Below are 25,497 nucleotides of genomic sequence, written 5' to 3'. Positions count from 1 at the left end.
CGACCATGGCCGACCAGGACAACGACAACCCCGCTAGCGCCGGGAGCACCGGCGAGCCGACCGGCAATGCCAGCGAACGGTTGGCTCATCTGCAGACGCTCGAGGACGGCGAGGCGGTCAAGCAGCAGCAGATGAAATGGGTTGACGGTGCGAACTACGGGATGCTCGGCGCCGATGTGGGCTACGGTACGTACGCTGCTGGTTCTGCGGCAGTTGCGACCGGTGCGACGGGGGCGGCGGCAGCGGGCGCCGCAGCGCTTGCCGCAGTGCCGGCGGTGGTCGCACTGGCCGGCTCGTGGGCGTTGGGCAAACTGGGCGTGACCGGTGCCGTTGCCGAAGCAGCGAACAAGGTTGGCGATACGCTCGGCCTGACCATCGGTCGCGGGGACCCTCACCCGGCGTGTGTCGGCGACGACATCGCGCATTCGTCCGGCTTCATGGGGTTGATGGCGGGCCTTGCTGCGGGCATCGCAATCGGCGCGATGGTCGCCGCCACGGTAGCGACAGGTGGCCTGGCTGGTGCGCTCATCGTCGGCGTCTGCATGGCCGGCGGGCTGAGCCTCGGCAGCGCGCTCGCCTCCGCGAGCCAGAGCATGGGGAGCAACTGCGGAAAGATCACGAGCGGATCGGGCAACGTCACCTTCGAAGGCAAGGCGGCTGCGCGAGTTACCGATGTTGCGTCATGTTCCAAGCACCCGAGTTCTCCTGAGCCGCTGGTTGAAGGCAGCAAGACCATCACGATCAACGGGCTTCCGCTGGTTCGCATCGGCCATTCCACCCATTGCAGCGCGAAGGTCAATTCTGGCCGGAAAAGCATCTGGGTCGACCGAACGACGGGTCAATATGGGCCAAAAAATCCGGAGCTGACTGCTGGCGAGGAGTTCTTTGCGGGTTTGCTCGGTGGCCTGCTGGGTGCAAGGCTCGGCGGCATGCTTGGGGACGCGCTTCCGAAACGCGAATCGACTGAGTCGGCGGAGGTATCCGGGAAGAAAGACGAAGCCTCGACCTGCAAGGAAGACCCAGTCGATGTAGCGACCGGCGAGATGGTCGACGTCCGCACCGACATTTCGATTCCCGGTGTGTTGCCATTGCAACTGACGCGGCGTTACCGGACGCGTTCCGAAGATTCGGGGCTTCTCGGACCGAAGTGGTCAACCAACTGGTCGCAGCGTCTGTCGTTCCACGACGGACACCTCGTGCGGTTCCACAACGCGGGCGGGCAGGCGATCACATTCATCGCACCTGAAGCTGGGTTAGATGGCATCAACCTGCGCGAGCCGCGGTATCGCCTGATCGGCAAGCGGGATGAACCGCGAATTCTCGACCATGAGACGCGGCAGGTGCTGGTGTTTGCGCCGCTCGTCGACGGCGGCACCTCGCGGCTTGAGCGCATCGAAGACCTGAGCGGCAATGCCGTCTCGTTCTCTTACGACGGGGACGCTCGCCTCGCCGGCCTCGCGCACACGGACGGGTACCGGCTGGAAATCCGGTATCACGGTGCGAAGAGTGAAGTCGACCAAATCGTCCTGCGCGATGCGTCAGGCAAGTCTCAAACGCTCGTGAACTACGGCTACGGCGAGACCATGCTGTCCCATGTGGCGAGCTTCCAGCACGGCCATTTTCATTACACGTACGACCAGAACGGATGGATGACGGGCTGGCGTGACACTGACCAGACCGATGTCCGCTACCTGTACGACGAAACGGGCCGTGTGATCGAAACCGGCACGCGACAGGGGTATCACACCGGCCGGTTCATCTATGAAGACGGTCGCACACGAGTCATCGACGGTGACGGCGAATGGGTCTACGAATACAACGCCGACGGACTGGTCACGGTCGAGACCAACCCGCTTGGCCATACCACGCTGCGAGAATGGAGACTGGGACGGTTGCTGTCGCAGACGGATGCGCTAGGCCGGCGCACAGAATTCCATCACGACGAACGCGGCAACCTCATTGCTGTCGCGGAGCCGACTGGCAACACGACGCGGTTCGAATACGACAATAACCGGTTGCTGACTGCGGTAGTGCTGCCGGGTGGAGGACGCGTCAAGTTTGAGTACGATCATCTTCAGCGCCTGACTGCCCGTACTGCGCCGGATGGAACGGTGAGGCGTTACCGCTACGGCGAACGGGGCGAACTCCTTCGCGCCGTGAATCGCGATCTCGAAACGCGGCACGACTACGATGCGCAGTTGCGGCTCATCGCCTCCCGCCTGCCGACAGGCGCTCAATTTTCCACGGCGTTCGATGTGCTGGGACGTCTTGTTGAAGAAGCCGATCCGGACGGCAATGTCACCCGGTATGAATATGCACCCGGGCCGGACAATCCGCGCGGCGCGGTTTCGAAGATCACGCAAGCGGACGGTACCGTTGCTCGTGCGCGCTACAACAGCGAAGGTCTGCTGGTTGAGCAGATTGATCCGCTGGGCCGCGTTACTCGGCACGAGTACGGACCGTTCGACCTCGTTACGGCGTCGATTGACGCTGCGGGCCACATGACCCGCTTTGAGTATGACCATGCAACCCGATTGACCAAAATTGTCAACGCTTTAGGCGAGACATGGGAGTACCGCTACGACGCGACCGGGCGCATTGTCACCGAGATTGACTGGGGTGGCCGCACGACGCACCACGAACGGGATGCGGTCGGCCGGCTGTTGAACAAAACGCTGCCGGATGGTGGCATATGGCGCTATGAATACGATGCGCAAAACCGTCTCATCCTGCTCGATGCGGGTAATGTACGGCTTGCCTACCACTACGACGGTGGGGGTCGTCTTGCCACCGCCGAGGTACAGGGCGAATCACCTCACGTCACCCGATTTGCCTATGATGACAAAGGCCGCTTGATCGGCGAAGACCAGCATGGCCATCTGCTAAAACACATTTACGACGCACAGGGACAACGAAATGCGCGGTCAACGCCTCATCGAGAAACCCAATTCGAGTACGACGCGCTAGGCACACTGACGAAGGTTGGACCAATATCGATTATGCGCGACGGGCTCGGCAGGGAGACGGGTCGACAAGTGGGCGAGTTCGTCATGCAGCGGCAATACGATGCGTTGGGTCGCCTTCGCCGGCAGATCGCCGGACCGCGGTCAGCCTTTGAGGAAATGCAGTCGGACCCAGTGCGCGCTCTGGAGAAACTTACGCGCCAACTGTATGCGTACGATTCCGGCGGGCAACTGATTCGAGTCGATAGCAACACTGATAGCCTCGCGTACCAGCACGACGTTCGCGGGCAGGTAACATCGGTGCATAGCGCGCGCCTTTCCTCCGAGCACTACACCTACGACGCGGATCTCAACATCGCGGCACATGGACATCAGGGGCCTGCCGACTTACATCGATATCTGCCAGGAGGATTGCCAGAGCAAGTGGGCTACACCCACTACAAATACGATGCGCGTGGGCGCACTATCGAAAAAACAGTTGCGCAACCAGGGTTCAGGCCGAAGACGTGGCAGTACACCTGGGACGGGCTGAACCGGCTAGTCAAGGTACGTACGCCAGAGAAGGGCGCGTGGATTTACCGGTACGATGCTTTCCATCGAAGGGTTGAGAAACAAAAGGTTGGTAGCCGGGAAACGACCAGATTTCTGTGGGACGGCTATACACTAGCCGAACGATGGCAGCAGAAACGGGACGGGACCACTGGGCGGGTGGTGACATGGCACATCTCCCCGGACGAAATGACGTCGCTCGCGCAAGAGACCGACGATGGTGTATATCCAATGCTCTCGGACCAAGTTGGGCTCCCAAAGGCAATCTTCGATTCATCTGGCACTCAAGTCTGGAGCGCGAGCCATACGCTTTGGGGCCGGGTTAAATTCGCGAAAGCTGCGAATGACGGCGCGCAGATTGACACTGCGCTGCGCTTCCCCGGGCAGTGGGAGGATGACGAGACGGGGTTGTGCTATAACCTGCGCCGCTATCATGATCCCGATACGGGTTGCTACCTTAGTATCGATCCAATCGCCATCGAGGGAGGTATCCGCACCCACGGCTACGTTCCGAACCCTCAAGTCGAATATGATCCATTGGGCTTGGCAGTATGTAGCCTCAGGTACGAACGCTATAAGGCGTTCCGTGACGCTGGGTTCTCGGCGCAAGATGCGGCCAAATTGTCCAAAGGGATGGACGAAGGATATTTCTCGTCACTCATGGGTAAAAATGGACCGACGTATTTTGACAAGCCTGGCGCTACATTAGGTCGATCCGGCGGGTTGACATGGCTAGCACCTACCGAGGACTATGCCGGCGTTGCAACACGAGCCGACGCTGTAACCGCGACAGGGCATGCGCCCGGCGTCCTTCAATCGTACTTGCAGGGCGATCCTATTTACGGAATCTCCGTTCCTGCAGATGCAGTTGATGTTCGACCACCTGCGGCATCGGACAGTGGCGCGAACGTGCATTGGCGACCAGGGGCCTACACTGGTGTTCAGAATTCCACGACGGGCGAATGGACGACGAGCGGTGTACGAGAAGTTGTTACCGAGGGTGGTGGGCCTGTTCCGCCGGGGTCGGTGTTCTTTGAGATGAACCCAGATGGAAGCTGGACTCCGATAAGGAAATTCTGATGACATGCCGGAAATGCTTAAGGTTTCCCGTTCCTACCTCCAATTACGACGAGGTGGCCATAAACGTAACAATGCAATCGGAGCTTTATCGGTGCCGGACCTGCGGGCAGTTGATCCAGATTTTCGCGCTCGAGCGTGGGATTCATTATCTTTCGCCCGATGAAGCTAAAAGCCAATTCCCTGATGTAGATCTTTAGCAGTGTACAGCTTCGCATGGCGATGAATGGATCGCATTATTGCTAGGTTCGAGAAATATTGCTGAGGATGCGTCGCGAAACTTGATCGTGGTTCACCCAAACGGTTTTGTCGCAATAAGGCGTTCTGGTAACCTGGCTCAATCGAAATGGTAGCGTGGGTGAAGAATGAAGACGCTGGATCCGGGTGTGGCACGCGTGCTTAAACGGCTGCACTATCCGCGGGAAGTGATCCTGACGTGCGTGCGTTGGTACGTCGCCTATCCGCTTAGCTTGCGTCATCTCGAGGAAATGATGGCCGAGCGTGGGATTGCGGTCGATCATTCCACAGTGCACCGCTGGGCCATCAAGCTTCTGCCCGTGCTTGAGAAGGCGTTCCGCCGCTGCAAGAGAGTAGTTGGCAAGAGCGGGCGGATGGACGAAACCTACGTGAAGATCCGCGGCGAATGGAAGTACCTCTACCGGGCCGTGGACAAGGAAGGCAACACGGTCGACTTTCTCCTGCGAGCTAGGCGGAACAAGGCTGCTGCCCAGCGTTATTTCGAAAAATCGATCCAGCAAAACGGCGTACCCGAGACGGTGACGATCGACAAAAGCGGAGCCAATCTGGCCGCGCTACACGCGGTGAACGCCGAGCGCGACACACTCATCAAGATTCGTCAGGTCAAGTATCTGAACAACGTGATTGAGCAGGACCATCGGGCCATCGAACGCATCATCCGACCGATGCTCGGGTTCAAGGACTTCCGCTGCGCGCGCGTCATTCTGAGTGGCATCGAGATCAATGGAATGAACGCCTCCCACCCGTGAGCGATGGGTTTCAGCAATGAAGGTGGACCCTCACGCGCCGACGGGCATCAGAGTGCCTGGGATGGAGGATCATACAGGTCTTCATAGGCAAAACCGGAGGTGTCCGAAATGAACCTGACGCCAGTAGGGATCGATATTGCAAAGAGCGTCTTTCAGCTTCACTACGTGGACGCGGAGACAGGTGAAATCGTGAACAGGCCGATCAAGCGAGCCAGGTTTCTCGAACACTTTGCGAACCGGGCGCCCTGCCTGATCGGAATGGAGGCGTGTGGCGGTGCGCAGCACTGGGCACGGGAGCTGATAAAAATGGGGCATCAGATAAAGCTGATGCCTGCAGAGTTCGCCAAGGCGTTCAACATCCGCAACAAGGATGCGGCCGACGCCCGGCCGGTCTGACTGGCCGTGCAGCAGCCCAGCAAGGCCGTAGCGATAAAGACCGAAGCGCAGCAGGCGGTGCTGGCGCTGCACCGGATGCGTCAGCAGCTCGTCAAGTTCCGTACGATGCAGGTCAACAGCCTGCGCGGACCGTTGACCGAATACGGCGAAGTGATGGGCAGGGGCCGGGCTGCGCTCGACAAGGCAATACCCGCGGTGCTGGCCAGGATATCGGATCGCCTGCCTATGGTGTTGATCGATACGTTGCGCGAACAGTGGGATGGGTTGACGAAGCTCGATGAACAGATCTCCGTGATTGAGCGGCGGCTGCGCCAGTGGATGCTGGAGGACAAGGCGGTCAAGGCGATTACCGCGATCCCAGGCGTTGGTGTGCTCACGGCGACCGCTGCGGTGGCGACAATGGGCGATGCGAAGTCGTTCAGATCAGGACGCGAGTTCGCGGCCTGGATCGGTCTTGTGCCCAAGCAAATGGGCTCGGGAGGCAAAGTGACGCTGCTGGGTATCAGCAAGCGCGGTGACACGTATCTGCGCACGCTGTTGATTCACGGTGCGCGCAGCGTGCTGCACCACGTGAAAGAACCCGGTCCCTGGGTCGAGCAGATCAGGAAGCGCAGACCGCCGAACGTGGTAGTCGTAGCGCTGGCCAACAAGATGGCGCGGTCGATCTGGGCAATCCTCGCCCACGATCGAGCGTACCAGAAAGGGTACGTGAGCGCGAAGCCAGCCTGAACGGTGTAGCGCTGCGTAGAGGCTTAACGTTTTACACAGGATGGTACGTCGAAAGGTTGCGTTGGCAATCAAATGTGATGACAAGACAGGTTGGACCGGGACTCGCTAAACCTGAATGTGCATAAGAGCTACCGGCTCGTGAGGTCAATGACGTGCGAGTCAGCGAATTTCATAGGGGCCCACTGCGTCCGTATCGGCTGCAGTAAGGCCGTATATACAGCCGCAGCCGATCCTGTACGTCAAAGCAGGCGAAATTGCTTCGCAAACGGGAGGCGTTCATATGTGCGACATGAAGTCGCGTAAGTAATTGTTTCAGCTGTTCTCGGCGAAGAAACCCGCCGTTCCGTCGGCGGTAGCCTACCGATGCATGCGTGGCTGGTAACGGCCGGGTGTGAAGCCATCGGAACAACGTAACCCGTTATCACCGCCGGCCTCTTCGCTGCCTGGATGCGTCAGCATTTCTTCGGACTTGCGTTTCGCCAGCCTACGACCGCAAGTCGGAGAAATTCACCTTCCCTGCGCCTCGCCTCGACCCACTTGTTCAACCCGCCCCTGCCTGAGTCAGTCGAAACCGCCTGCGCTCACGTTTGCGGAGCTCATCATCGCGCCATTTCCACTTCGCTCACCGCCGGGCGAGAACGGCCATGGTCTAAACCCGTCGAGGGGCTCTGATGTGATCAGCGAACTCACGTATGCGGCAAGAAGCTGATCCCGAAGTGCGAAAGTCGCGCTCGCAGGCCCACAGCAGGCGTCTTGCGCGAGGCAAAATACGTGCGATTGTCGTCAGAGCCACCTCGAGCCGGTTCTGCAAACCGCTTCCACGCTCGTCGCGGGTTCAAATCGCACCCGGATTGTCGTTCGGGTGGCTGCGAACTGGATGGGTCACGGAGAGGAGCAAAGCGCGATCCGCCGTTTGTTCGACTGGGTAGTGACTGGATCATCGCAACCAATCCGGCCGCCTCAGTACGCGGACCGGTCGCACCGAAAAAAAGATGAGGCGCCATAGCTGCTGCCGCAAAGCGGGCGCATGGTACGCTTCGTACAAAGTTGCCTGTCAACTGATTGCGGGTTTCACTCTAGCGCAATCGGGGGGATGTGGAGGAGCGATGTGGCGTAAAGATACCGCTGCGCCCGCTGTGTGGAATGCCGTCCAGTCGGTTCGATAAGATGTCCTTACCTATACGAAACACCTAGATCAAAGCCTATTTGCGCCAGAGCCGTTAAAGGCAGGATTTTGACGCGGCGCAGATGCGCTGGGTTGTGGAATATTTGTTGACATTGATCGTTAGTTGCGTATCTGAATAACTGACAATCTCCTGACCCAGACCCCCGTACTCGGCGAGGCGGCAGTCGGTATGTCGGTATGTCGGTATGTCGGTGATGATCATCGGCAAGCCGCAGTGCCGGCAAACGAAAAGTTGGCGGCGCTCCCCTTGAACGCCGTGCGATGCTATATTGAGGCGGTTGCTTTACTCGCCCAATAATTATTTAGGATTACTTTTCATGACCTTGGCAAACGTTATTTCAGACCTTGCTCCAACCGGTAAAATTCGTGCGGCGATCAACTTCGGCAATCCCGTTCTCGCATTGAAAGATTCCGTCACCGAACAGCCGCGCGGCGTGTCGGTGGACCTCTCACGCGAACTGTCCGCCCGCCTCGGGGTCCCCGTCGAATTTGTCACTTATAGCGCCGCAGGGAAAGTCGTCGACGCGGTTACGGCCAATGAATGGGACGTGGCGTATGTCGCGATCGATCCCATACGGGGTGCGGGCATTTTCCAGACGCCTCCCTATGTCGTGATCGAAGGGGCCTATCTGGTGGCGAACAGCTCGCCGATTTGCACCAATGACGAAGTTGATCACGAAGGCATACGGGTGGCAGTCGGAAAAGGCAGCGCTTACGATCTCTTCCTCACGCGCGAACTGAAGCGCGCCAGCATCGTGCGAGCGCCGAGCTCGCCGGCTACCGTCGAAATGATGGTCCAGCAGAAACTGGAAGTGGCAGCAGGCGTCAGGCAGCAGCTCGAATCCGATGCAAGACGACTCTCCGGATTGCGCGTTCTCGACGGCCGCTTCATGGTGATCAATCAGGCCATGGCAACGCCCAAGGGACGTAATGCCGGCGGGGAATATCTGCATGACTTCGTCCAGGAAATGAAGGCATCAGGGTTTGTCGCCGAGGCGCTGCGGCGCAACGGAATTGAAGGTGCGGCCGTCGCGCCGATGAAAGGCTGGTAGTCGTCGAACACCTGATGGGACGGCGCACCCTTCGCCTACCCCTGCCGTCCCATGAACGCTTAGTTGTGGATACCTAAGATATCCTTTAAGCGAGCTTGCTGCGCCGAGCGGATGTGCGAACGAGCTGCGTTCTCAGCGCCGGCCACGTCCCGCGCGGCGATGGCCGCCACGATTTCCGCGTGTTCGTGCGCAGCTTGTTCGGCCCTGCCTTCGATATGGCGCGTGTAGTTGCCAAGAAGCGCGAGCGACGAAGTGAGCATACTGAGATTTCGCAGAAGGTAGCGGTTATGGGCCGCGCGAAAGATGCTCTGATGGAAATTTCTGTTGTGCCGCGCCCCGAGCACCGGATCGCCCATGACTTCGTGTTCACTCGCGCACAGATCCTGCATCACTTGGATTTCGGCCTGAGACGCGTGCTGCGCAGCAAATCCCGCAGCGCCGCCTTCGAGTATTTCGCGCATGCGATACAGCTCCACGACTCGCTCGTGGTCCAGCTTGACGAGCGTCATGCCATTGCGCGGCTCGTGAACGAGCAAGCCCTCCGCATCGAGCCGCTGCAGCGCTTCCCGGATCGGAGTTCTGCTCATGCCAAGCCAGGTCACGAGTTCGCCTTCGACAAGCCTCGAATCCGGCGTGAGAAAGCCGTCCTCGATAGCCTGGATCAACTTCTCGTAAGCCTTTTGGCCAAGCCCCCTGCTTGCTCCCTTGGCTAAGGTCTCTTGTATCATCACACTTCTCCTTGTCGTCTGCCACTCCGAACGTGCCGGCACGCCGTTTCTTTGCCTCGATCCGGCGCTCGCGCAGATAAATATACGGTAGTATACAACAAACGATATTGCCTTGATTGGATGCTGTCCGATTGGTCAAAATGGCAACTACCGGCAAATCGTTTCGTGGTTCAAGCCCATGCATCGAGGAGACCCATGCCAAGCGTTCGCGAAGTTTCCATTCCCGCCTTTACCCTGCCGCCCGGCGCCTGCGATTGTCACATGCACGTCTTTGGCGAACCACTCGCCTACCCACTTTCCACGTTCCGCAGCTATTCGGTCGGAACGGCTTCGGTGGAAGAACATCTGACGTTGCAGCAACGCTTGGGACTGCAGAGGACTGTTTTGGTTCAGGCTTCCGGATACCATACCGACAATCGCTGTATGCTCGACGCGCTGGCCACGCTGGGGGCTGCCGCCCGCGGCGTGGCAGTCGTCGATGACGACATCTCCATGGACGAGCTTTGCCGGCTCGACGCGGCCGGCGTGCGTGGCGTGCGCATCAATCTGGTTTCGGTGGGCTCGTTCACCCCACAACAGATCTGGGCAAACGTCGAGAGGCTGGCGAAGCTTCTGGCGGAGCTGGGATGGCACATGCAGTTTTTTGTGCCGCCCTCGCAGTTGCCAGAACTGAGCGGCTTGCTGCGCACTTTGCCGGTGCCCTCGGTGATCGACCACATGGGGCTTCCGGTTCAAGCCGCGGGTCCTGGTCAGAAAGGATTCGACGTGTTACTCCGATTGCTCGGTGAAGGCCGATGCTGGGTCAAGTTGTCCGGCGCGGACCGGATCACGCGTGGCCAGCCGGACATGTCGAGCGCCGGCGTATTTGCGCGCGCGCTCGTCGACGTCAACCCGGACAACCTGGTGTGGGGCTCCGACTGGCCGCATATCGGATGGCACAGCAGTGAGGTCCACGACAGCGACACCATTCTACCGTTCCGGTTCGTCGACGAAGGAAAACTATTAGATTTACTGAGTGAATGGGTGCCGGATGCCACAGTGCGAAACAAGATACTGGCCCACAACCCCGCGCGTCTTTACCGGTTCTGATCAACAGCGCCGCGGGCCCGGGATGTGGTCCGCCCCGGGCCCACCCGTCACTCCACCTTGATATTGAACGCTTTGGTAATCTTGGCCCACTCCTGGGTCTCCGCCTTCAACCGAGCAGCGAACACCTCAGGCGTGCTACCGACCGGCGTCAATCCTTCCCGCTCCATGCTCTGCCGCACATCAGGATCGCCCAGCAGCTTGATGACTTCGTCGTGAATGCGGGTAATGACCAGTTGCGGCGTGCCGGACGGCGCAAGCAAGCCGTACCATGAAACCACGTTGAAGCCGGGCAGTCCGGACTGGTCGAGTGTCGGCAAATCGGGCAGCACAGTCGAACGCTTGAGGCCGCTTACGGCGAGCGCTTTCAGCTTACCGGCTTTGATGAATGGCAGCGTCGACGCCACGCTGCCGAAGGCCATCTGCGTTTGGCCATTCAGCACCGACAGGATGGACGCCGCGCCGCCGTTGGCCGGCACATGCACGAGCTTGAGTCCCGTGCGGTCCGCGAACAATGCCCCTGCGAGGTGAAGCGGGCCGCCGACACCCGAAGACGAGTAGTTGAGCTGGCCCGGATGGGCCTTCCCGTAGGCGATCAGTTCCTTGACTGAATTGATCTTGAGCGAGGGATTCACCACCAGCACATATTCCGCGTCGGCGATCAGGGTAATCGGTGCGAAATCGTGCTCGATGTTCACCTTCAGATCCGGATAGATCGCGGGATTGACCACGAGCGCGGTGCTGAAACCCATCAGCATCGTATAGCCGTCGTTTGGCGCCTTGGCCGCGAGCATCGTCGCAATGTTGCCTGCGGCACCCGGACGATTGTCGATGATGATAGTCTGCCCCAACGTATTGCGCAGCTTGGCCGCCATGATGCGGGAAAGCGTATCCGTACCGCCACCAGGCGGGAACGGCAGGATCCAGCGGATGTATTTGTCGGGGTACGTGTCGGCCGCAGTGGCGGGTGTGCCCGCAAGCAGCGCTGACGCCAAAAGAACAAGCGCAAGCATCAGGCGCTGCGCGATTCTTGCGAGTGGCAATGCGTTCATATCGTCTCCTTTGCGAGAGACGTCGCGTCCCTCGTATTGTTTTGAAAAACTAGCCGACTGCTGGAATTAGTTGATGGCGGGCAGGCATTGCGAAAGTTCCCGGATCTCAATTTCCTCGAGCTTCCAGACCCTGTCCACCACTCGCGCCGCCCGGGCTTCGGACTAGCCGGCGAATTCCGCGCACTCGTGAAACTTGGTCTCGACCTCGACATCGGTAATTGGGTTGACGAGACTGCCCTTGCGAAATCCAGCTGACCTGCAGGGGTACGCCCGTCTTTCAGCTCTATGCCAAGCGAAGTCGTGACGACCATATGACCGGCCTCACAGGCCTGCGCTTCCGTGACCGTCCGGCAATCGATCAGACTGATCACCGCCTGAATATCTTGCCGCGCTGCTGGCTGAACGTCGGCTCACTCTTGTATCGTGCACCGACGAGTTTGTGCAGCGAGACGTTGCTGCATCATCGGCCGCGCACCGAGCTCGAGGCCAAGTTCAGCCCGGAGTTCGGAACGATGGCGACGGCGATGAAGTGCAAGTGGCGCTCATTTCGAGAACAATGTGAAGAGCTCGCGCACTGTGTGCTGTTCCAGGTTCCATGTTACATCGACGATCGCACGGGCCTTGCCCTCCCCGATGCGCGGCGCCATCAGCTTCATGGCTTTCTCTTCCACCTCGCCGCGCTCCATCGGATTGTCGGGCGTGCCGCGCACCGCGCCGGTGTGATGGGAAAGATGCCGTCCATCTTTGGTAATAATCTCGATGCGCGCCTGACGGGGCGGCGGCGTGCGCGTCATCTCAGCATCGGGCACGACCGTCAACCGTTCGCGGATTCCGAGCACCACGGGGTCGTTCATGCGGGCGTAGTCGTGCGACGACTCGAGCGTGACATCGCCATCGACCAGCATGAGCGAAATCAGGTGCTGCAGGCAGATCTCTGGCATATGCCGGTTGCTGATGATCTTGGTCTCCTTGTCGGGCAGCGTCGCAATCACGCTTTCGATATCCGACGGCTTGAGATTGTGCTCGCGGCGCAGGATCTGGGCTGAATCGATCGCGGCCTGGATCGGCGAGCCTACCGTCCACTTCTTGATCATGGCGCGCATGATTTCGTAATCGGTGCCAAGACCACGCACCATCTCGTCGCGGTTAGGCTGCGGCGAAAAGCTGTCGAAGAAATTGTGCTGGCCGTGGAAGGGATCGCTGCCTCCAGTAAAGCCGCTGTGCACCATGGCGGCCGCGGCGGCCGCGTTGCGTGCAGGATTGCCGCCGAAAACGAATGCCTTCTCGACATGCTCCGGATCCCGCATCCAGCACGTCACCCCCGCGGCCTGCTGCACCGCGAACGAGAACGCGTAGCGCACGTGTTCAGCATCGAAGCCGAGCAGTGCCGAGCATCCCGCGGTGCCGCCAAACAGGCCACCGAAACTGTGCGGGCTGTGAAACGCGCCGTCGAGAAGGGCCTCGTCGAGACTCATGGTCAGGCGGCAGCCTATGTCATAACCGAGTACCACCGCACGCAGGAATGCTTCGCCGCGCCGATCCCGCTGCTCGGAAACGGCGAGGATCGGCGGGACGATCGCGCAGCCGGGGTGCATCCGGGCAAGGTAATGGCTATCGTCCGTTTCGCCGGCACCTGCCAGCATGCCGTTGGCGAACGCCGCATTGACGAGCGAAGTCTTCTTGCCCGTTATGCCGATCGTGCATTCCGGCTTGCCACCCTGCGACTCGACAAAGGCCATGCCAACCTGGCCGGGTTTGAGCGAGGCGCCCACGACGATAGCGGCGAAGGTATCCAGAATGTGATGTTTGGCCTTTTCGACAACTGCGGCAGGCAAAGGCCGCTCGATCGCCGACGCGACATATTCGCTGAGTGCACGCATCATCGGCGCGATGTCATTTTTCTGCTGTGCCATGCCTTGTTCTCCTGTTTCACGCCGTTAGTCGACGTATATTGATTAAGCTGCTTGTTGCTGTGGCAACGTGCCGCTCAAGCCGCGCGTTGTGAAGGAAATGAGAGGCCGTGACCCAGGCCGAGTTCGCGCAGTCCGTCGGCGATTTCAGCCTTGATCGGCACGCCGTCAGCGCGATATGCCAGCGCGGTCTTTGCTTCGATCTCGCCCGGGTACATCACTTCCGGCACACCCGCCGCCGGCTTGAGCGCTTTGAGGTTGTCGATGAGCGTATCCATTCTCGATTTGAAGTCGGCGAGATCGATGAAGGCGTCGATTTTCCAGACCATGAAGAAATGCCCTACTCCCTGCGGCGCTTCGAAGTCGAAGTTCATGTCACGGATGCCGCCTGCAAACGCGGACCCCGACATGACCCCGCCGAAGATTTCTATCATCATCGCCAGCGCCGAGCCCTTCGGACCTGCGAACGGCAGCATGACGCCTCGCAAGGCCTTCTCCGCATCGGTGGTTGAACAACCGTCAGAATCCAGCGCCCATCCCTCCGGAATCGATTTGTGTTCTTTGGCAGCGATCCGGATATGTCCGCGCGCAGCCACGCTGCTGGCCATGTCCATGGTCCACGGCGGGTAGCGTCCGGTCGGGACCGACACGGCGTAAGGATTGGTACCGAGCAGGGGTTGCTTGCTACCGAATGGTGCGAGCGACTTCGAAGCCGGCGACATGCAGATTCCAACACCGTCTTCGCCGGAAAGCATGCGAGCGTAATAGCCCGCCGTGCCAAAGTGATTGCTTTCGCGGACCACCACAGCGCCTATGCCCGTCTCGCTCATCAGCCTGCGCGCGACACTCACCGCGCGCTCGGCTGCCACGGCCCCCATGGCGTTGTCGGCGTTCATTGAAGCCGACCAGCTCGACCGTTGATCGACCTTGAAGACAGGCACGCGATTGATGAGTCCGCGCCGCAGACGCTCGGCATAAGAAGGCAACCTCGCGACGCCATGCGTCGATACGCCGATGAGATCCGCGTGAACGAGGCTGGCGGCCACGAGCGCCGCGTCCTGTTGTGGCAAGCCCTCCCGCTTCAATATATCGGCGCAGAAAGCTTCGAGTTCCTCGTGCGCGAACCGGGCGCTTTTATCCATGCCTCCTCCTTAGTGGTTTATATATACGAATGTATACAATTGAATAATAAAGTCAAGAGCGATGCTGGCAGGCTGTCTGGCATCTAGAAGGTGTGGCGTATCGAGCCGCGAAAGGCCGCTTCGTGATTGGTGCTCGATGGCGCCAACAGGGAAAGGCTGCGACCGCGTTGTGTCCTGTCGAGTCGACGCCGGAAGCTTTTTGAGAGCCACCGAGCCGAAGCGGGGCCGTCCGCTTGGATAGGAGATAATCGGCATCCACTGCGACCTCGTGATAGTTCGTATCACTGATCTTGTCGACCGAACTGTGGTTTTATCTATAAATAGGCCTACGAGCCATCTATAGGTAAAAAATCAAGGGCAATAGCTATCCGGACACGTGCAGCTCACGCATTAGTCACCACTCCGGCGCAGCGATGCATGCGCGACAACCGTTCGCGCATGCATCAACTTGCATTCGGATCTACAGCGCGCTCTTCCCCACGATTTCTCGCGCCAGCTCCGTCAACCTGAGCGCGAATGCGGCCGTACCCAGTGATCCGCCCAGATCGGTGGTGCGAGATTCGGGGTCGCCGATCGCACGTTCGAGTGCGTCGTCCATGACTGAGGCTGCCCGCGTGAGAGCCTCATCGCCCCGCCGCTCTCCGAGCCAGCCAAGCAACATGGCCGCGGAACCGATGAGAGAAGCGGGATTGGCAATGCCGCGGCCGGCAATGTCCGGCGCAGAACCATGCTGCGCCTGCGCCACCGCGTACTCGGAGCCCGCGTTGAGCGAGGCGGCCAGTCCTAGGCTGCCGGCGATCTCCGCGGCCTCGTCGGAGAGGATGTCGCCAAACATGTTGGTCGTGACCAGTACGTCGAATACCATTGGATCGCGCACCAGCAGAGCAGCCATCGAGTCCACGAGCTTTTCCTCATAAGCGACTTGCGGGTAACGTCCGGCAACTTCCCGCACGCATTCCAGGAACAGGCCATCGGACACTCGAAGCACGTTCGCCTTGTGCACGGCCGTCACCTTGCGGCGCTGACGTCCCATTGCCAGACGAAACGCTTCCTCGGCGATTCGGATGGAGCCTTCGCGGGTCACCTTGCGAACGGAGAGTGCAAGGTGCGGCGTCGGCATGAATTCGCCCGGGCCGAGGAACATTGAGCGATCGGCGTAGAAGCCTTCGGTGTTCTCACGCACGATGACCAGATCGACCGGCGTGCCGCACCGCCCCAGCGTGTCGCCACGCGTGCGGGCCGGGCGAATATTCGCGAACAGGTCGAGCCGCTTGCGCAATTCGCCAGAGGGATTCAAGCCGCCCTGCGCGACCGGAGGATAGTCGTTGTGAGAGACCGGCCCGAGAATCACGCCATCCGCTATCTTCGCTGCTTCCAGCACCGATGCGGGAAAGGTCGTACCCTCGGCCTTCAGGGCGTCGAAGCCGATGGTCGCGTATTCGAAGTCGAAGTCGATGCCGAGGCATCGGCCGACTTCCGTCAGCACGTCCACCGTCGCGCCGGCTATTTCCGGGCCGATGCCATCGCCGGCCAGCACGAGCAGGCTGATTGAATTGCGGGACGGCGCTTTTACCAAGCTCATGACAGGTCCTTTGCGTTTGAATATGGATCGTGTTCCATGGAGTTCGCGACACGCGGCTCGCGGCGCCGCAATCCAGATGTGGCATATGCCACCAGCAACGCTGCGGCGACAAGGAGAAAGCCGAGGCTGATCGGGCTTTGCACGAAAATCATGGGATTGCCGCGTGATACGACGAGCGCGGTCCGCAGGTTCGCCTCCAGGATCGGCCCGAGGATGAAGCCCAGGATTAGCGGCGCCGGGCGGCAACCCAGCTCGAGCATGACGTATCCGAAGACGCCGAATGCAGCGGTCATCACCACGTCGGCGGGAGAGTTCGAAATGCTGTAGACGCCGATGCAGCAGAACACGAGGATGCACGGATAAAGAAAACGATAGGGAATGGTCAGCAGCTTGATCCATACGCCGATCATCGGCAGGTTCAGCACCAGCAGCATCACGTTGCCGATGAGCATGCTTGCCACGACGCCCCAAAAAAGGTCAGGATGCTCGGTCATGACCATGGGGCCCGGCGAAATGCCCTGGATGGTCAGGGCACCGAGCATGAGCGCCATCGCCGCGCCAGCCGGAATTCCCAGCGTCAGCATCGGGATGAAGTGGGTCAGCGCCGCGCTGTTATTAGCCGACTCGGGCCCGGCCACGCCTTCGATCGCACCCTTGCCAAAGCGGCTTGGGTCCTTTGCAATCTGCCGCTCGAGGCTGTAGGAAGCGAAGGAGCTGACGAGTGGCCCCGTGCCGGGCAGTATGCCGAACGCGGAGCCGAGGGCGGTGCCCCTCAAGATCGGTTTCCATGACATTGCGAAATCGCGTCGAGTTGGAAAGAGGCTCCTGAACTTCGGCGCAGCATGATGAGCCCCGTCCGCAGACGCGCTCTGCTTGCGCGCGGCATGGCGCAATCGCGACACAATCTCGGCAATCGCGAACAAGCCGACCGCGATAGCGACGAAATCGATGCCGGAAGCGATATTGCTCAAGCCGAATGTAAAGCGTTCCCGGCCTGAATTGACATCAGTGCCGACAGTCCCGAGCAGCAAGCCGAACGTCACCATAGCGATCGAATTGATTAGGGATCCTTCTGTCAGAACAGCCGCGGCGAGCAGCGCCAGAATGACCATGGAAGTGTATTCGGGCGCGCGGAAATCGAGCGCGACCTGCGCCAACAACGGCGAGAACAGCGCAATCACGATCACCGCGACGCATCCCGCAAAGAACGACCCCAGCGCGGCGATGCTCAGCGCGGCGCCTGCCCGGCCCTGCCGCGCCATCGGATGGCCGTCGAAGCAAACCACGACCGAAGTGGGCTCGCCCGGCATGTTCAGCATGATCGCCGTGGTCGAACCGGCGTGGTGCGCGCCATAGTAGATGCCCGAAAGCATGATGAAAGACGACACGGCAGGCATTTTGAAGGTAAGCGGCAACAGCATGGCGATGGTCGTCACCGGCCCGAGTCCCGGCAGGACACCGACCATCGTTCCGAGGCTCGCTCCGATCAGGCAGTAAAGGAAGTTCATCGGCGACAGCGCGACGCCAAAACCGCCCATCAAATTATGGAGGTCGTGTACGAGGTTCATGGTCTTCTTTTTGAATGAGGGTCGATATGGAGATCGGCCTTAGAAGCGGACGAGATAGCTGGCAGGCAAGCCAAGCCCATAGACGAAAAGCCCACCTGCGATCATGCTCAGGATCGCGAAGATGACCACGACCTCCCAAAGCCGGTAGCGCGCCCCCGTAAGGCTCGCGCAGGCTACCAAGGCCAGGATCGCCGGCAGCAGCCCGAATCTGTCGATGACGACGCCGAACAGCAGCACGCCAAGCGCAATCATCAGCAACGCCCTGAGCGCGGGCTGATCGAGGCGCGACGGCGATCGGGCTTTAAGCGCGATGACGACATTGGCGAGCCCGAGCGCAACGAGAAGCACGCCGATGAGCATCGGGAAATAGCCCGGGCCCATAGCCGTGGCGCTCCCCAGTTCGTAATTGCGGTCCAGGCACAGCACGGCAGTGCCGATTAGCCCGAACACGATGCCGCTTAGCAGCGTCTTGTCGTTTGCGAAACGCAAAACCATGACTTTGTCTCCTTCAACGTTTTTTTCGCCCGAGTACTCTTTGTGCGAGACAAAGCACCGTGGCTCCGTTGTGTCCAAGCCCTTTCCCGCCGGCGGACATGGTGAACTTTTAACAATATACAACTGTATACAAACAAATCATAAAGTCAACCTGCGTTATCCCGCATCTCGACGACGCGCCGGAAACAAGGTGGGACGGGGCTCGGACTCAAACATCACCTGCTCGAGAGCTTCACGGGCTCGCGGGATCTGAAGTTCGCCGATAAGCTCGAGGACATCGTGTGCCTGTACATGTCGTCGCCCGAGCATGCGTTGGTTCTGTGCTGCGACGAGAAGAGCCAGATGCAGGCACTTGACCGTACTCAGCCCGGACTGCCCTTGAAGAGAAGCCGTGCGTCGACCCAAACTCATGACTACAAGCGTCACGGCACCACGACCCCGTTCGCGACGCTCAATACCCTCAACGGTTCTGTCACCGCCCATTGTGAATTTCGCGCCGACCTCCGCATCGTGGCTGAACATGGTGGAGCGCTTCTTTCGCGATATCGCTACCGAACGTTTGCGCCGTGGCATGTTCCGCTGTGCTCCCGATCTGTCCTCGCTATCAAGGAGTACATCGTCGTGCATAACCAAGATCCCATACCATTCATGTGGACTGCCACGGCCATTGACATCTTGCAGAAAGTCACTCTCGCCAATTCCGTCCTGGTTCCACGAAAAACAAAGCACTACACAATAAACAATCATGAACAGGGACTTCACCGCAAACATTCAGGACGGGCGAACTGAGACTCGAAGTTCGCGGTGATTCAACCCGCAATCTGGCCTCGACCATCGGTACACAGCGAAGATTCGCCGAGCCTGACAACCACGCCAGCCCGGCAAGTCGTCCTCGCGTGCTCCGTTCCGTGATCGACCTTCTGGCTGGGTGGCAGACAGAAAGACCCTAGGGTGGGCCGACGTCAATCGATACGCGCCAAGGCAAATAAGTCGCCCACGTCGGCGAGTTCGTCGAGTTTCCAAAGTTGTGACAGCAGCATATCGCTTTGCCTCTTTGTCAACGCCCCGTCGGCGAGGCGGCGAAACTTTCCCTCTACCTCGTCGTTCGACATGGGATTGCGCGGATGCCCCCGATGATATTCGACTCTGACTGCTTCGCACCGGCCGTCCGCAAGGGTAAGGTCCAAGTCGCACAACATCGCCTCCGGCTCGCGGCGGTTAGCTTCCTCCGAAACGCTGCAGCGGATCCGGCTTACAAGCTCAAGCAACTCGGGATCGTGCAGATAGGGGTCCTCGAAGTGCGTACGGTCGACCCTGCCATGCATTAGCGCGACCGCAGCGGCATAAGGCATGCTATGGTCGGCTGACTCACGGTTGGACGGACGCCACTTTTCGGGATCGCCAGCCATCATACTGACCGCGGTCTCAAGCGTATGGATATGCACTTCGACTATATCCCGTACGCTTCTGATTCGCTCACGAACCAGAAGCGCCGCCTCCACCACGGACTGCGAGTATTGCCCGAGGGGATACTTCTTGATCAGACATTCCATGATCTTGAACGGCTGATTGCCGCCGCCGAACGGCGCAAGCTCGAACGGCTGGCGGCTGACGGCGGTGAAATAACCGGCTCGTCCCTCGAACACAGGAGACGGACCCGTCATACCGCGCTTCGCGAGCTGAGCGGCGAAAATCGCGTTACGGCTAGCGTTGGCATAAGCACAGCCCTTCCACATCGAGACATTCCCAATTCGCGTTTGGTACAAGGCCACGTTAGCGGCAACGGTCAGGTTGACCGCTTGGGTGATCTGTTCCGGCGTAAGGCCGAGCAGTCGCGCCGCACCGGTAACGCTTGCCATTGCGCCGAGGGTTACGTGGTCGAAGCCCATTGGTTTAATGTTGAGCGTGTCGCACATCCGACAGAAAATCTCGTATGCGACGACTGTCGCGGTTATGAGCGCGCGTCCATCAGCATGCATGACCTCACCAGTCGATATCAATGCCGCGATGCTGTCGCTCGGATGACCGGCCTCCTTACCCGTATAGCCGTCGTTAAAATCGAGATAACGTATCATTACCCCATTGACGAAGACGGCCAAATCGAGGCTGGTTTTCTCGCCCGAACATAGCAAACTCGCCGGTTCCTTACTTGTCACGTTCGCCGCAAGCTCCCGAGCAATCCTCACGGGATCGCTCGCGTAGCCGCCCAGCGCACAGCCTAGGGTATCTATGATCAGACACTTTGCTCGATGCACGACTTCGTCCGGCAGGTCTTCGTAGTGCAGCGACGAAGCATATTCGCTGAATTGTTCGGCGATGGTTTTCGAGTTCATTGGTAATCCTTTTTTGGTAGGGATGGTTAGGCATAGCCGAGTGCCTCTAGCTAATTGCACCGCGATGCACGAATGCACGAGCGCAAGGTGAGCGCCCTGGGCTGGAGGGCATTGGCGTCACCATCGTTGCACCTGCTCCTGTTCTGCTTCGCTCGATGCTTGACCGAACAGTCGCACCAAGGGAGGTGTCTTGCCACAAACGGGTTCGGTGATTCGCAAGGCATGACGACACGCAGCACCAGTGACAGCAGCCCAGATGTTGCTATCAGCCCGGCCATCACGATCATGCGGGCGGTGAATGAGCACCACGAGCGCGGTCGCGGCTGACAGCAGTCCCCAGAAGATCATGATGCGCGTCATCCAGCGCCGTGCGCCGAAGCGCACTAGCACTAGATTCCTAAGGACATCTAGAAAACACAGGCTGAAAAACAGAATCCCTGCGCCCCACCCAAACTGTGCCGGCGTGAACCCGAGATCGCGGTTCATTGTCAACGCCGCGAAACCAACGTTCGTGCGGTCCATATTATTCAGGAATAGCGCAAGCGACATGATTGGCAAGATACGCGAGGTCACTTTTCGAAACGTTGGCGCCCGCTCATCACACTGCGCCTGTGCGTTGTCCGCCACACTGGTCAGTGGTAAGTCCATGTCGTCCGTCTCGGTCTCATTTTGGTCCGCTCGAAGCGCGCCGTGCGACACCCTCTTCCCGACCGATAATTCGCCGACGCGACTATCGGGAGCTGAAGACGCCGACGCATCCGCCGCACGGGCCGCCTTTTTTCGGCAGTGGCAGAAAAACGTGTCCGTCCGATTCGCTTACTGCTACCGAATGCGCGTTGCCGCCCGTCGGGATGCTTTGCGTGAGGGTGTTGGTCTTGGCATCGATCACGCCGAGAACCGCACCAGTCGGCATGCTCCGAGCAGTGATGTAATACTGGCCGTTTCTCGCGCTATAGGCCACTTCGTCTGCACCGCCAATATCGGGAATCCTGGCAACTATTGCACCGCTATCGCCGTTGATCACCAACGTCACCGGTTTGAGCCCCGTTTTCTTGTCGCCAGCGCCACAGCCGATCACCAGATTGTGCCCCGGCCCGCGTGCCAAGCCAGCGGGCAGGCAGTCCGAGACCTTCATAAGGCCCGTGACTTTGCCCTTGACCGGATCAACCATCGCGATCGCACCCATTGACCTGTCGCCGTTGAGTTGCGGAACTGAAATCAGGAAAATGCTCTTGGGTGCATAGTAGACCGACTGCTCAATCCCGTCGGTGGCGTCTTTCATGGCGATTTTCTTTAGGATTTTGTGCCCTGGCTTTGTGGAAATCAGCGTCATGTAGGGCGGATCGTCCTCGTTGTTAGCGACGAGAACAATATGGTGCTTGGGATCGTAAGCCATCTCGTCGCTACGTTTCTTGCCACCTGTGCTTATCGTTTCGACGATCGAGTTGGTCTTGCGATCAATAACCTTGACCGTGCTGTCACCGTCGGCAGCCCACACCTCGTTATCGCCCACCGCGACGACGCCATTGGGTCCGGCCGTGCCGTAGTCTCCGCTGTAGCCCACGAAACCCGTGACTTGGGCTATCACCTTCGCACTCGTTGTATCGACGATGTCGATCGACTTGTTGCTGCGATCGGCCAGGAAAAAGGTGTTTGTCTTTTGATCAACGTAGCTGATGTCGAACTCATCCAGGGCATTGCCGGGAATTGTAATTTGAGAAATCATCTTCAGTTCAGCAGCACCAGCGTGACTGGCAAGAGTACAAGACAACAAGCTACCAAGCAGCAGGAACAACGTGAATTTGCGTGACATAGTCTCCATCCTTTGTAGAGTTATTGCTATTTGCGTGCTTCAGCTTCACCGGACTGGTGATTTTTAACTGGGCGATGCGTGATCCAACACGACTGGGGCAAACCGCTCGGCGAGTGGCGAGGTATCGCGTCAGAAGTGAGTAGTCATGCCCAAGAGAAAGCCAACCTGGTTTGGGGTGCTCGAGCTTGCCGCGATGTCAGTCAACGATCCGGCAGCCGGTACGATGCTGTTTCCGTCCGCGCTGAAGGTGGTGCCGTTTGCGTGGTTCCAGGCCGTGACCGCGTAGACTGTAGTGCGCTTTGACAGGTGGTAATACACTTGCGCCGCAACGGTGTTGTAGGTTGCCGCAGATGCGCCGCTTGACTTCGTGTAGTTGTACCCGAACACCAGTCCCGCTGCGAAGGTCAACGCGTAGTTGAGGGATACCCCGCCGACATTAAAAGTTTCCGTTCGGTTAAAGGCCGTGAACTTGGCGCCGGGTTTCCATTGCGCGTTGCTGTAGCGCAAGCTACCGATAAACGGACCGAAATTATACTGGGCGGCTACCATACTTATCAGGCGCGAACCTACGAAGGGGACGTCGCCAAACAGGGGAGTGACGGAGTTATTCTGCGTCTGGTCGGCCGTTCCCGCGCCGTTTGGACCGTCGTTCTTGGCAAAAATATATCCGCCAGCAACAGTCAAGACGCCGGTACTGTATGACACTGCGGCCGAAGAACTCGACTGCGACGATATATTGCCCGCGACGCCGCCCAGAGCGTATAGCAATTCATATTTGAAGCCGTCATAATTCGGGCTTATATACTTGACCGCATTGTTCACGTAAAACGTGCCATCGTTGTTGTCGGCGTCGCCCGGGGTCGAAAAGGCGGGACTGTAGGGATCGCCCGTGAGACCAGGAACGAGATCGTTCGCCGGAGAGTACTGGCGACCGATCCGCACCGTGCCCCAGGAGTCGCTCGCCAGCCCCATCCAGGCACCTAGCGCTTTACCAAACTCTTGGCCGGCTATGGCCTGCTTTCCGGTGTTGAGGTTAAAACCGCTCGCGAGGAAGAAGACCGTCTTGACGCCACCGCCCAAATCTTCCTCGCCTCTGAGGCCCCACCAGTTCCCCGTCATGTCGCCGACCTGCAGTTGGGTGACCGGACCTTTCCCCTCGTTGTTGTAATGCGCGATCGCATCATCCAAGGAAGTGAAAAGCGTAACACTGCTTTGGGCCTGGGTCGGCGAGGCAGTTACCGCCAAGCCAAATAGCACCCATAGCTTATGATTTATTTTCACCTACGTCTCCTTAGTTATATTAAGAAATTTCAATTCGAATTCGCTAGAAAAAATCTTTCAAACCTCTTTGTATGACGCATTGTGATTCGCTACCGAAGGTAAATGGAATCCGACGCACCCTGCCGACATAGCCGCGAGCGGGCGCAAGCGCTCGGTTACGATAGGCGTACCCTTGGCATTGATGCCTCATCACATTGTCCTCAACGGCAGATCAAGGCTTTGCATAGGGTCTCTTTTATTACAGTTTTCTTTTACTAAGTTATACAAAATGTTATTTTGTAAAGTTATCTTCAAAGAAGCCAGCTCCGATGGAACCGGGAGGACCACGATCACTAGCGGTTAACTGAGCGCGCGTCTACCCAGGACCGGAGGGCCGACCGCTCCTTGCTTTAGTTAGAACCGATTTGTCTAAAAGACGGCCTTGTTGACTCCGGACTCATTGCTGTCCCAACATCTCAACCCACTCCGGCATCTAGATCAGTCGTTACGCACTCGCTCATAAACCACTCTATCCGCCTCATATCGGCGGATGACTTGACGATTCATTGACCAACGTAATTTACCAGTTATCCTAAATACATTTTTTAAACATAGAAATAATATCGACCATATTGTGCACGTCGCTTCTATTCCGGACGTTCCGGTCTATCCACAGCCAGCACTTTCCTCGCCCTTCCTTACCGGCTTCGTGCTGCGCGTGATCGCTTTAACAGCGCGAACTATTCCGTCGCACATTCCTCACCATCGGGGTCAAACCTGCTTTTGCCAAAATTACATCGGCTTAATTTTGACGACTTCCAGCAATCAATGGCTGAATTGCCGGGCATTGCGCAAGCGACTATAACGTTTCGCAACAATAGAACACACCTACTTCCCACGGGCGCAGCGGATCCTGCCTCCACAACGCTTCCCAGCCAGTGACCGCGAGGACCAGCTACAGAAAGCCGGTCCGATCGGGCGACACGCCAGATAGAAGCGCGTCGAAGAGCGCCGGAGAAATAGCTCGATCTTGTTGAGATACCACTGCCTTGGACGTAGCTAGCGCCGAAGCAGACCATAGCGGCGCCGCTCGCATGAGTTCCGAAGCGGCTAAAAAGTCTTTTGGTGCCTACTTGCCGCGAGATCATGAATGGTTCCCTCTACTTTTCGGTGCGCCTGGACGCGAATCCACCAGGAGAGCCTGTAGCCGCCCCCGAATCGCGGCGACGATTTCTGGTGGACGGTTATCGATATACCATCGTATACATTTGAATAACGAAGTCAAGGCGGATTATCCCGAAACATCGAGAACCTGCATTTGCACGAGAGCGCGTTGGTTGACAAGGGGGAACGCTGAATCGCCTGCGCCACAAAATGGATGATTGCTCGGAAATTTGTTCCTCGGCATCGCCCCCGGAAGTTGGAGTATTTCCCCGATTTGTCTGTCGGGATCTAACCGTGCGCACGGATCATGGTTCGCAATACAGGGCCGATGCCGGCGCATACGTGTACGGCAAGAGTGGCAAACAGATGGCGATAGTAGATGGGCGTGCGCGCAAGAGCTATAAG

Annotated in this window: 14 protein-coding genes and 3 pseudogenes; 6 read left to right on the top strand and 11 right to left on the bottom strand. The window is 58.8% G+C overall.

The window, feature by feature from the left end:
• The first annotated feature begins 5 nt into the window (after nt 1-5).
• The 4 genes and pseudogenes from AWB69_RS25735 to AWB69_RS25715 all read left to right on the top strand — a co-directional run bounded on the left by AWB69_RS25735 (nt 6) and on the right by AWB69_RS25715 (nt 8,959).
• Nucleotides 6-4,592, top strand: a complete 4,587-nt coding sequence (locus AWB69_RS25735) for a DUF6531 domain-containing protein (RefSeq protein ID WP_062089653.1) — start codon at nt 6-8, stop codon at nt 4,590-4,592.
• A gap of 362 nt (nt 4,593-4,954) precedes the next feature.
• A pseudogene (locus tag AWB69_RS25725) lies at nt 4,955-5,578 on the top strand (IS6 family transposase); the annotation flags it as partial.
• Nucleotides 5,579-5,704: 126 nt separating this feature from the next.
• Nucleotides 5,705-6,721: pseudogene (locus AWB69_RS25720) on the top strand (IS110 family RNA-guided transposase).
• 1,503 nt (nt 6,722-8,224) lie between these two features.
• A complete protein-coding gene (locus tag AWB69_RS25715; RefSeq protein ID WP_062089650.1) occupies nt 8,225-8,959 on the top strand; it encodes an ABC transporter substrate-binding protein in 735 nt (244 codons plus the stop codon).
• 59 nt (nt 8,960-9,018) lie between these two features.
• Here the strand turns inward: AWB69_RS25715 and AWB69_RS25710 are convergent, their stop codons facing one another.
• Nucleotides 9,019-9,687, bottom strand: a complete 669-nt coding sequence (locus AWB69_RS25710) for a GntR family transcriptional regulator (protein ID WP_062089649.1) — start codon at nt 9,685-9,687, stop codon at nt 9,019-9,021.
• A 195-nt stretch (nt 9,688-9,882) separates the two neighbouring features.
• Between AWB69_RS25710 and AWB69_RS25705 the strand changes: the two genes are divergently transcribed.
• Nucleotides 9,883-10,776, top strand: a complete 894-nt coding sequence (locus AWB69_RS25705; RefSeq protein WP_063977905.1) for an amidohydrolase family protein — start codon at nt 9,883-9,885, stop codon at nt 10,774-10,776.
• Between the two features lie 47 nt (nt 10,777-10,823).
• Here AWB69_RS25705 and AWB69_RS25700 read toward each other — a convergent pair whose 3' ends face one another.
• The 6 genes from AWB69_RS25700 to AWB69_RS25675 form a co-directional block, all read right to left on the bottom strand.
• Nucleotides 10,824-11,825: a Bug family tripartite tricarboxylate transporter substrate binding protein gene (locus AWB69_RS25700; RefSeq protein ID WP_062089647.1), complete on the bottom strand. Its 1,002-nt coding sequence runs from the start codon at nt 11,823-11,825 to the stop codon at nt 10,824-10,826.
• Nucleotides 11,826-12,367: 542 nt separating this feature from the next.
• Nucleotides 12,368-13,738 (bottom strand): MmgE/PrpD family protein, encoded by a 1,371-nt coding sequence (locus AWB69_RS25695; RefSeq protein ID WP_062089646.1) that lies wholly within the window; start codon nt 13,736-13,738, stop codon nt 12,368-12,370.
• Between the two features lie 74 nt (nt 13,739-13,812).
• On the bottom strand, nt 13,813-14,877 hold the full coding sequence (locus AWB69_RS25690) for an Ldh family oxidoreductase (protein ID WP_062089645.1): 1,065 nt from the start codon (nt 14,875-14,877) through the stop codon (nt 13,813-13,815).
• Between the two features lie 460 nt (nt 14,878-15,337).
• Entirely contained in the window at nt 15,338-16,459 is a 1,122-nt protein-coding gene (locus tag AWB69_RS25685) for an isocitrate/isopropylmalate dehydrogenase family protein (protein WP_062089644.1), read from the bottom strand.
• Nucleotides 16,456-18,027, bottom strand: a complete 1,572-nt coding sequence (locus tag AWB69_RS25680; protein ID WP_062089643.1) for a tripartite tricarboxylate transporter permease — start codon at nt 18,025-18,027, stop codon at nt 16,456-16,458. Before AWB69_RS25680 ends, AWB69_RS25685 begins: the two co-directional genes overlap by 4 nt.
• Before the next feature lie 39 nt (nt 18,028-18,066).
• Nucleotides 18,067-18,522 carry a tripartite tricarboxylate transporter TctB family protein gene (locus AWB69_RS25675; RefSeq protein ID WP_062089642.1) on the bottom strand — a complete coding sequence of 152 codons (456 nt, stop codon included), beginning with the start codon at nt 18,520-18,522 and terminating at the stop codon, nt 18,067-18,069.
• 144 nt (nt 18,523-18,666) lie between these two features.
• Here AWB69_RS25675 and AWB69_RS47985 point away from each other — a divergent pair.
• Nucleotides 18,667-19,230 (top strand): annotated as a pseudogene (locus AWB69_RS47985) (IS630 family transposase); the annotation flags it as partial.
• 254 nt (nt 19,231-19,484) lie between these two features.
• Here AWB69_RS47985 and AWB69_RS25665 read toward each other — a convergent pair.
• The 4 genes from AWB69_RS25665 to AWB69_RS25650 all read right to left on the bottom strand — a co-directional run bounded on the left by AWB69_RS25665 (nt 19,485) and on the right by AWB69_RS25650 (nt 23,949).
• Nucleotides 19,485-20,855 carry an MmgE/PrpD family protein gene (locus AWB69_RS25665; RefSeq protein ID WP_062089640.1) on the bottom strand — a complete coding sequence of 457 codons (1,371 nt, stop codon included), beginning with the start codon at nt 20,853-20,855 and terminating at the stop codon, nt 19,485-19,487.
• 117 nt (nt 20,856-20,972) lie between these two features.
• Nucleotides 20,973-21,503, bottom strand: coding sequence for an MFS transporter (locus tag AWB69_RS50850; RefSeq protein WP_156528970.1), 531 nt, complete (start codon nt 21,501-21,503; stop codon nt 20,973-20,975).
• Nucleotides 21,504-21,585: 82 nt separating this feature from the next.
• Nucleotides 21,586-22,668, bottom strand: a complete 1,083-nt coding sequence (locus tag AWB69_RS25655; protein WP_062089638.1) for a YncE family protein — start codon at nt 22,666-22,668, stop codon at nt 21,586-21,588.
• A gap of 129 nt (nt 22,669-22,797) precedes the next feature.
• The gene (locus AWB69_RS25650) at nt 22,798-23,949 is read right to left on the bottom strand and encodes a porin (RefSeq protein WP_082913587.1); all 1,152 of its coding nucleotides are present in this window, start codon (nt 23,947-23,949) and stop codon (nt 22,798-22,800) included.
• Nucleotides 23,950-25,497 lie beyond the last annotated feature (1,548 nt).

Origin of the sequence: Caballeronia udeis, assembly GCF_001544555.2 — a bacterium.
Classification (GTDB): Bacteria; Pseudomonadota; Gammaproteobacteria; order Burkholderiales; family Burkholderiaceae; genus Caballeronia; species Caballeronia udeis.
Note: the sequence above shows the minus strand (reverse complement) of the source record. Positions and strands in the feature narration are given on the sequence as shown.

Excerpts from the sequence above, each read along its gene's own strand:
- AWB69_RS25735 (WP_062089653.1), top strand. The coding sequence starts at position 6 with ATGGCCGACCAGGACAACGACAACCCCGCTAGCGCCGGGAGCACCGGC.
- AWB69_RS25715 (WP_062089650.1), top strand. The coding sequence starts at position 8,225 with ATGACCTTGGCAAACGTTATTTCAGACCTTGCTCCAACCGGTAAAATT.
- AWB69_RS25710 (WP_062089649.1), bottom strand. The coding sequence starts at position 9,687 with ATGATACAAGAGACCTTAGCCAAGGGAGCAAGCAGGGGGCTTGGCCAA.
- AWB69_RS25705 (WP_063977905.1), top strand. The coding sequence starts at position 9,883 with ATGCCAAGCGTTCGCGAAGTTTCCATTCCCGCCTTTACCCTGCCGCCC.
- AWB69_RS25700 (WP_062089647.1), bottom strand. The coding sequence starts at position 11,825 with ATGAACGCATTGCCACTCGCAAGAATCGCGCAGCGCCTGATGCTTGCG.
- AWB69_RS25695 (WP_062089646.1), bottom strand. The coding sequence starts at position 13,738 with ATGGCACAGCAGAAAAATGACATCGCGCCGATGATGCGTGCACTCAGC.
- AWB69_RS25690 (WP_062089645.1), bottom strand. The coding sequence starts at position 14,877 with ATGGATAAAAGCGCCCGGTTCGCGCACGAGGAACTCGAAGCTTTCTGC.
- AWB69_RS25685 (WP_062089644.1), bottom strand. The coding sequence starts at position 16,459 with ATGAGCTTGGTAAAAGCGCCGTCCCGCAATTCAATCAGCCTGCTCGTG.
- AWB69_RS25680 (WP_062089643.1), bottom strand. The coding sequence starts at position 18,027 with ATGAACCTCGTACACGACCTCCATAATTTGATGGGCGGTTTTGGCGTC.
- AWB69_RS25675 (WP_062089642.1), bottom strand. The coding sequence starts at position 18,522 with ATGGTTTTGCGTTTCGCAAACGACAAGACGCTGCTAAGCGGCATCGTG.
- AWB69_RS25665 (WP_062089640.1), bottom strand. The coding sequence starts at position 20,855 with ATGAACTCGAAAACCATCGCCGAACAATTCAGCGAATATGCTTCGTCG.
- AWB69_RS50850 (WP_156528970.1), bottom strand. The coding sequence starts at position 21,503 with ATGGACTTACCACTGACCAGTGTGGCGGACAACGCACAGGCGCAGTGT.
- AWB69_RS25655 (WP_062089638.1), bottom strand. The coding sequence starts at position 22,668 with ATGTCACGCAAATTCACGTTGTTCCTGCTGCTTGGTAGCTTGTTGTCT.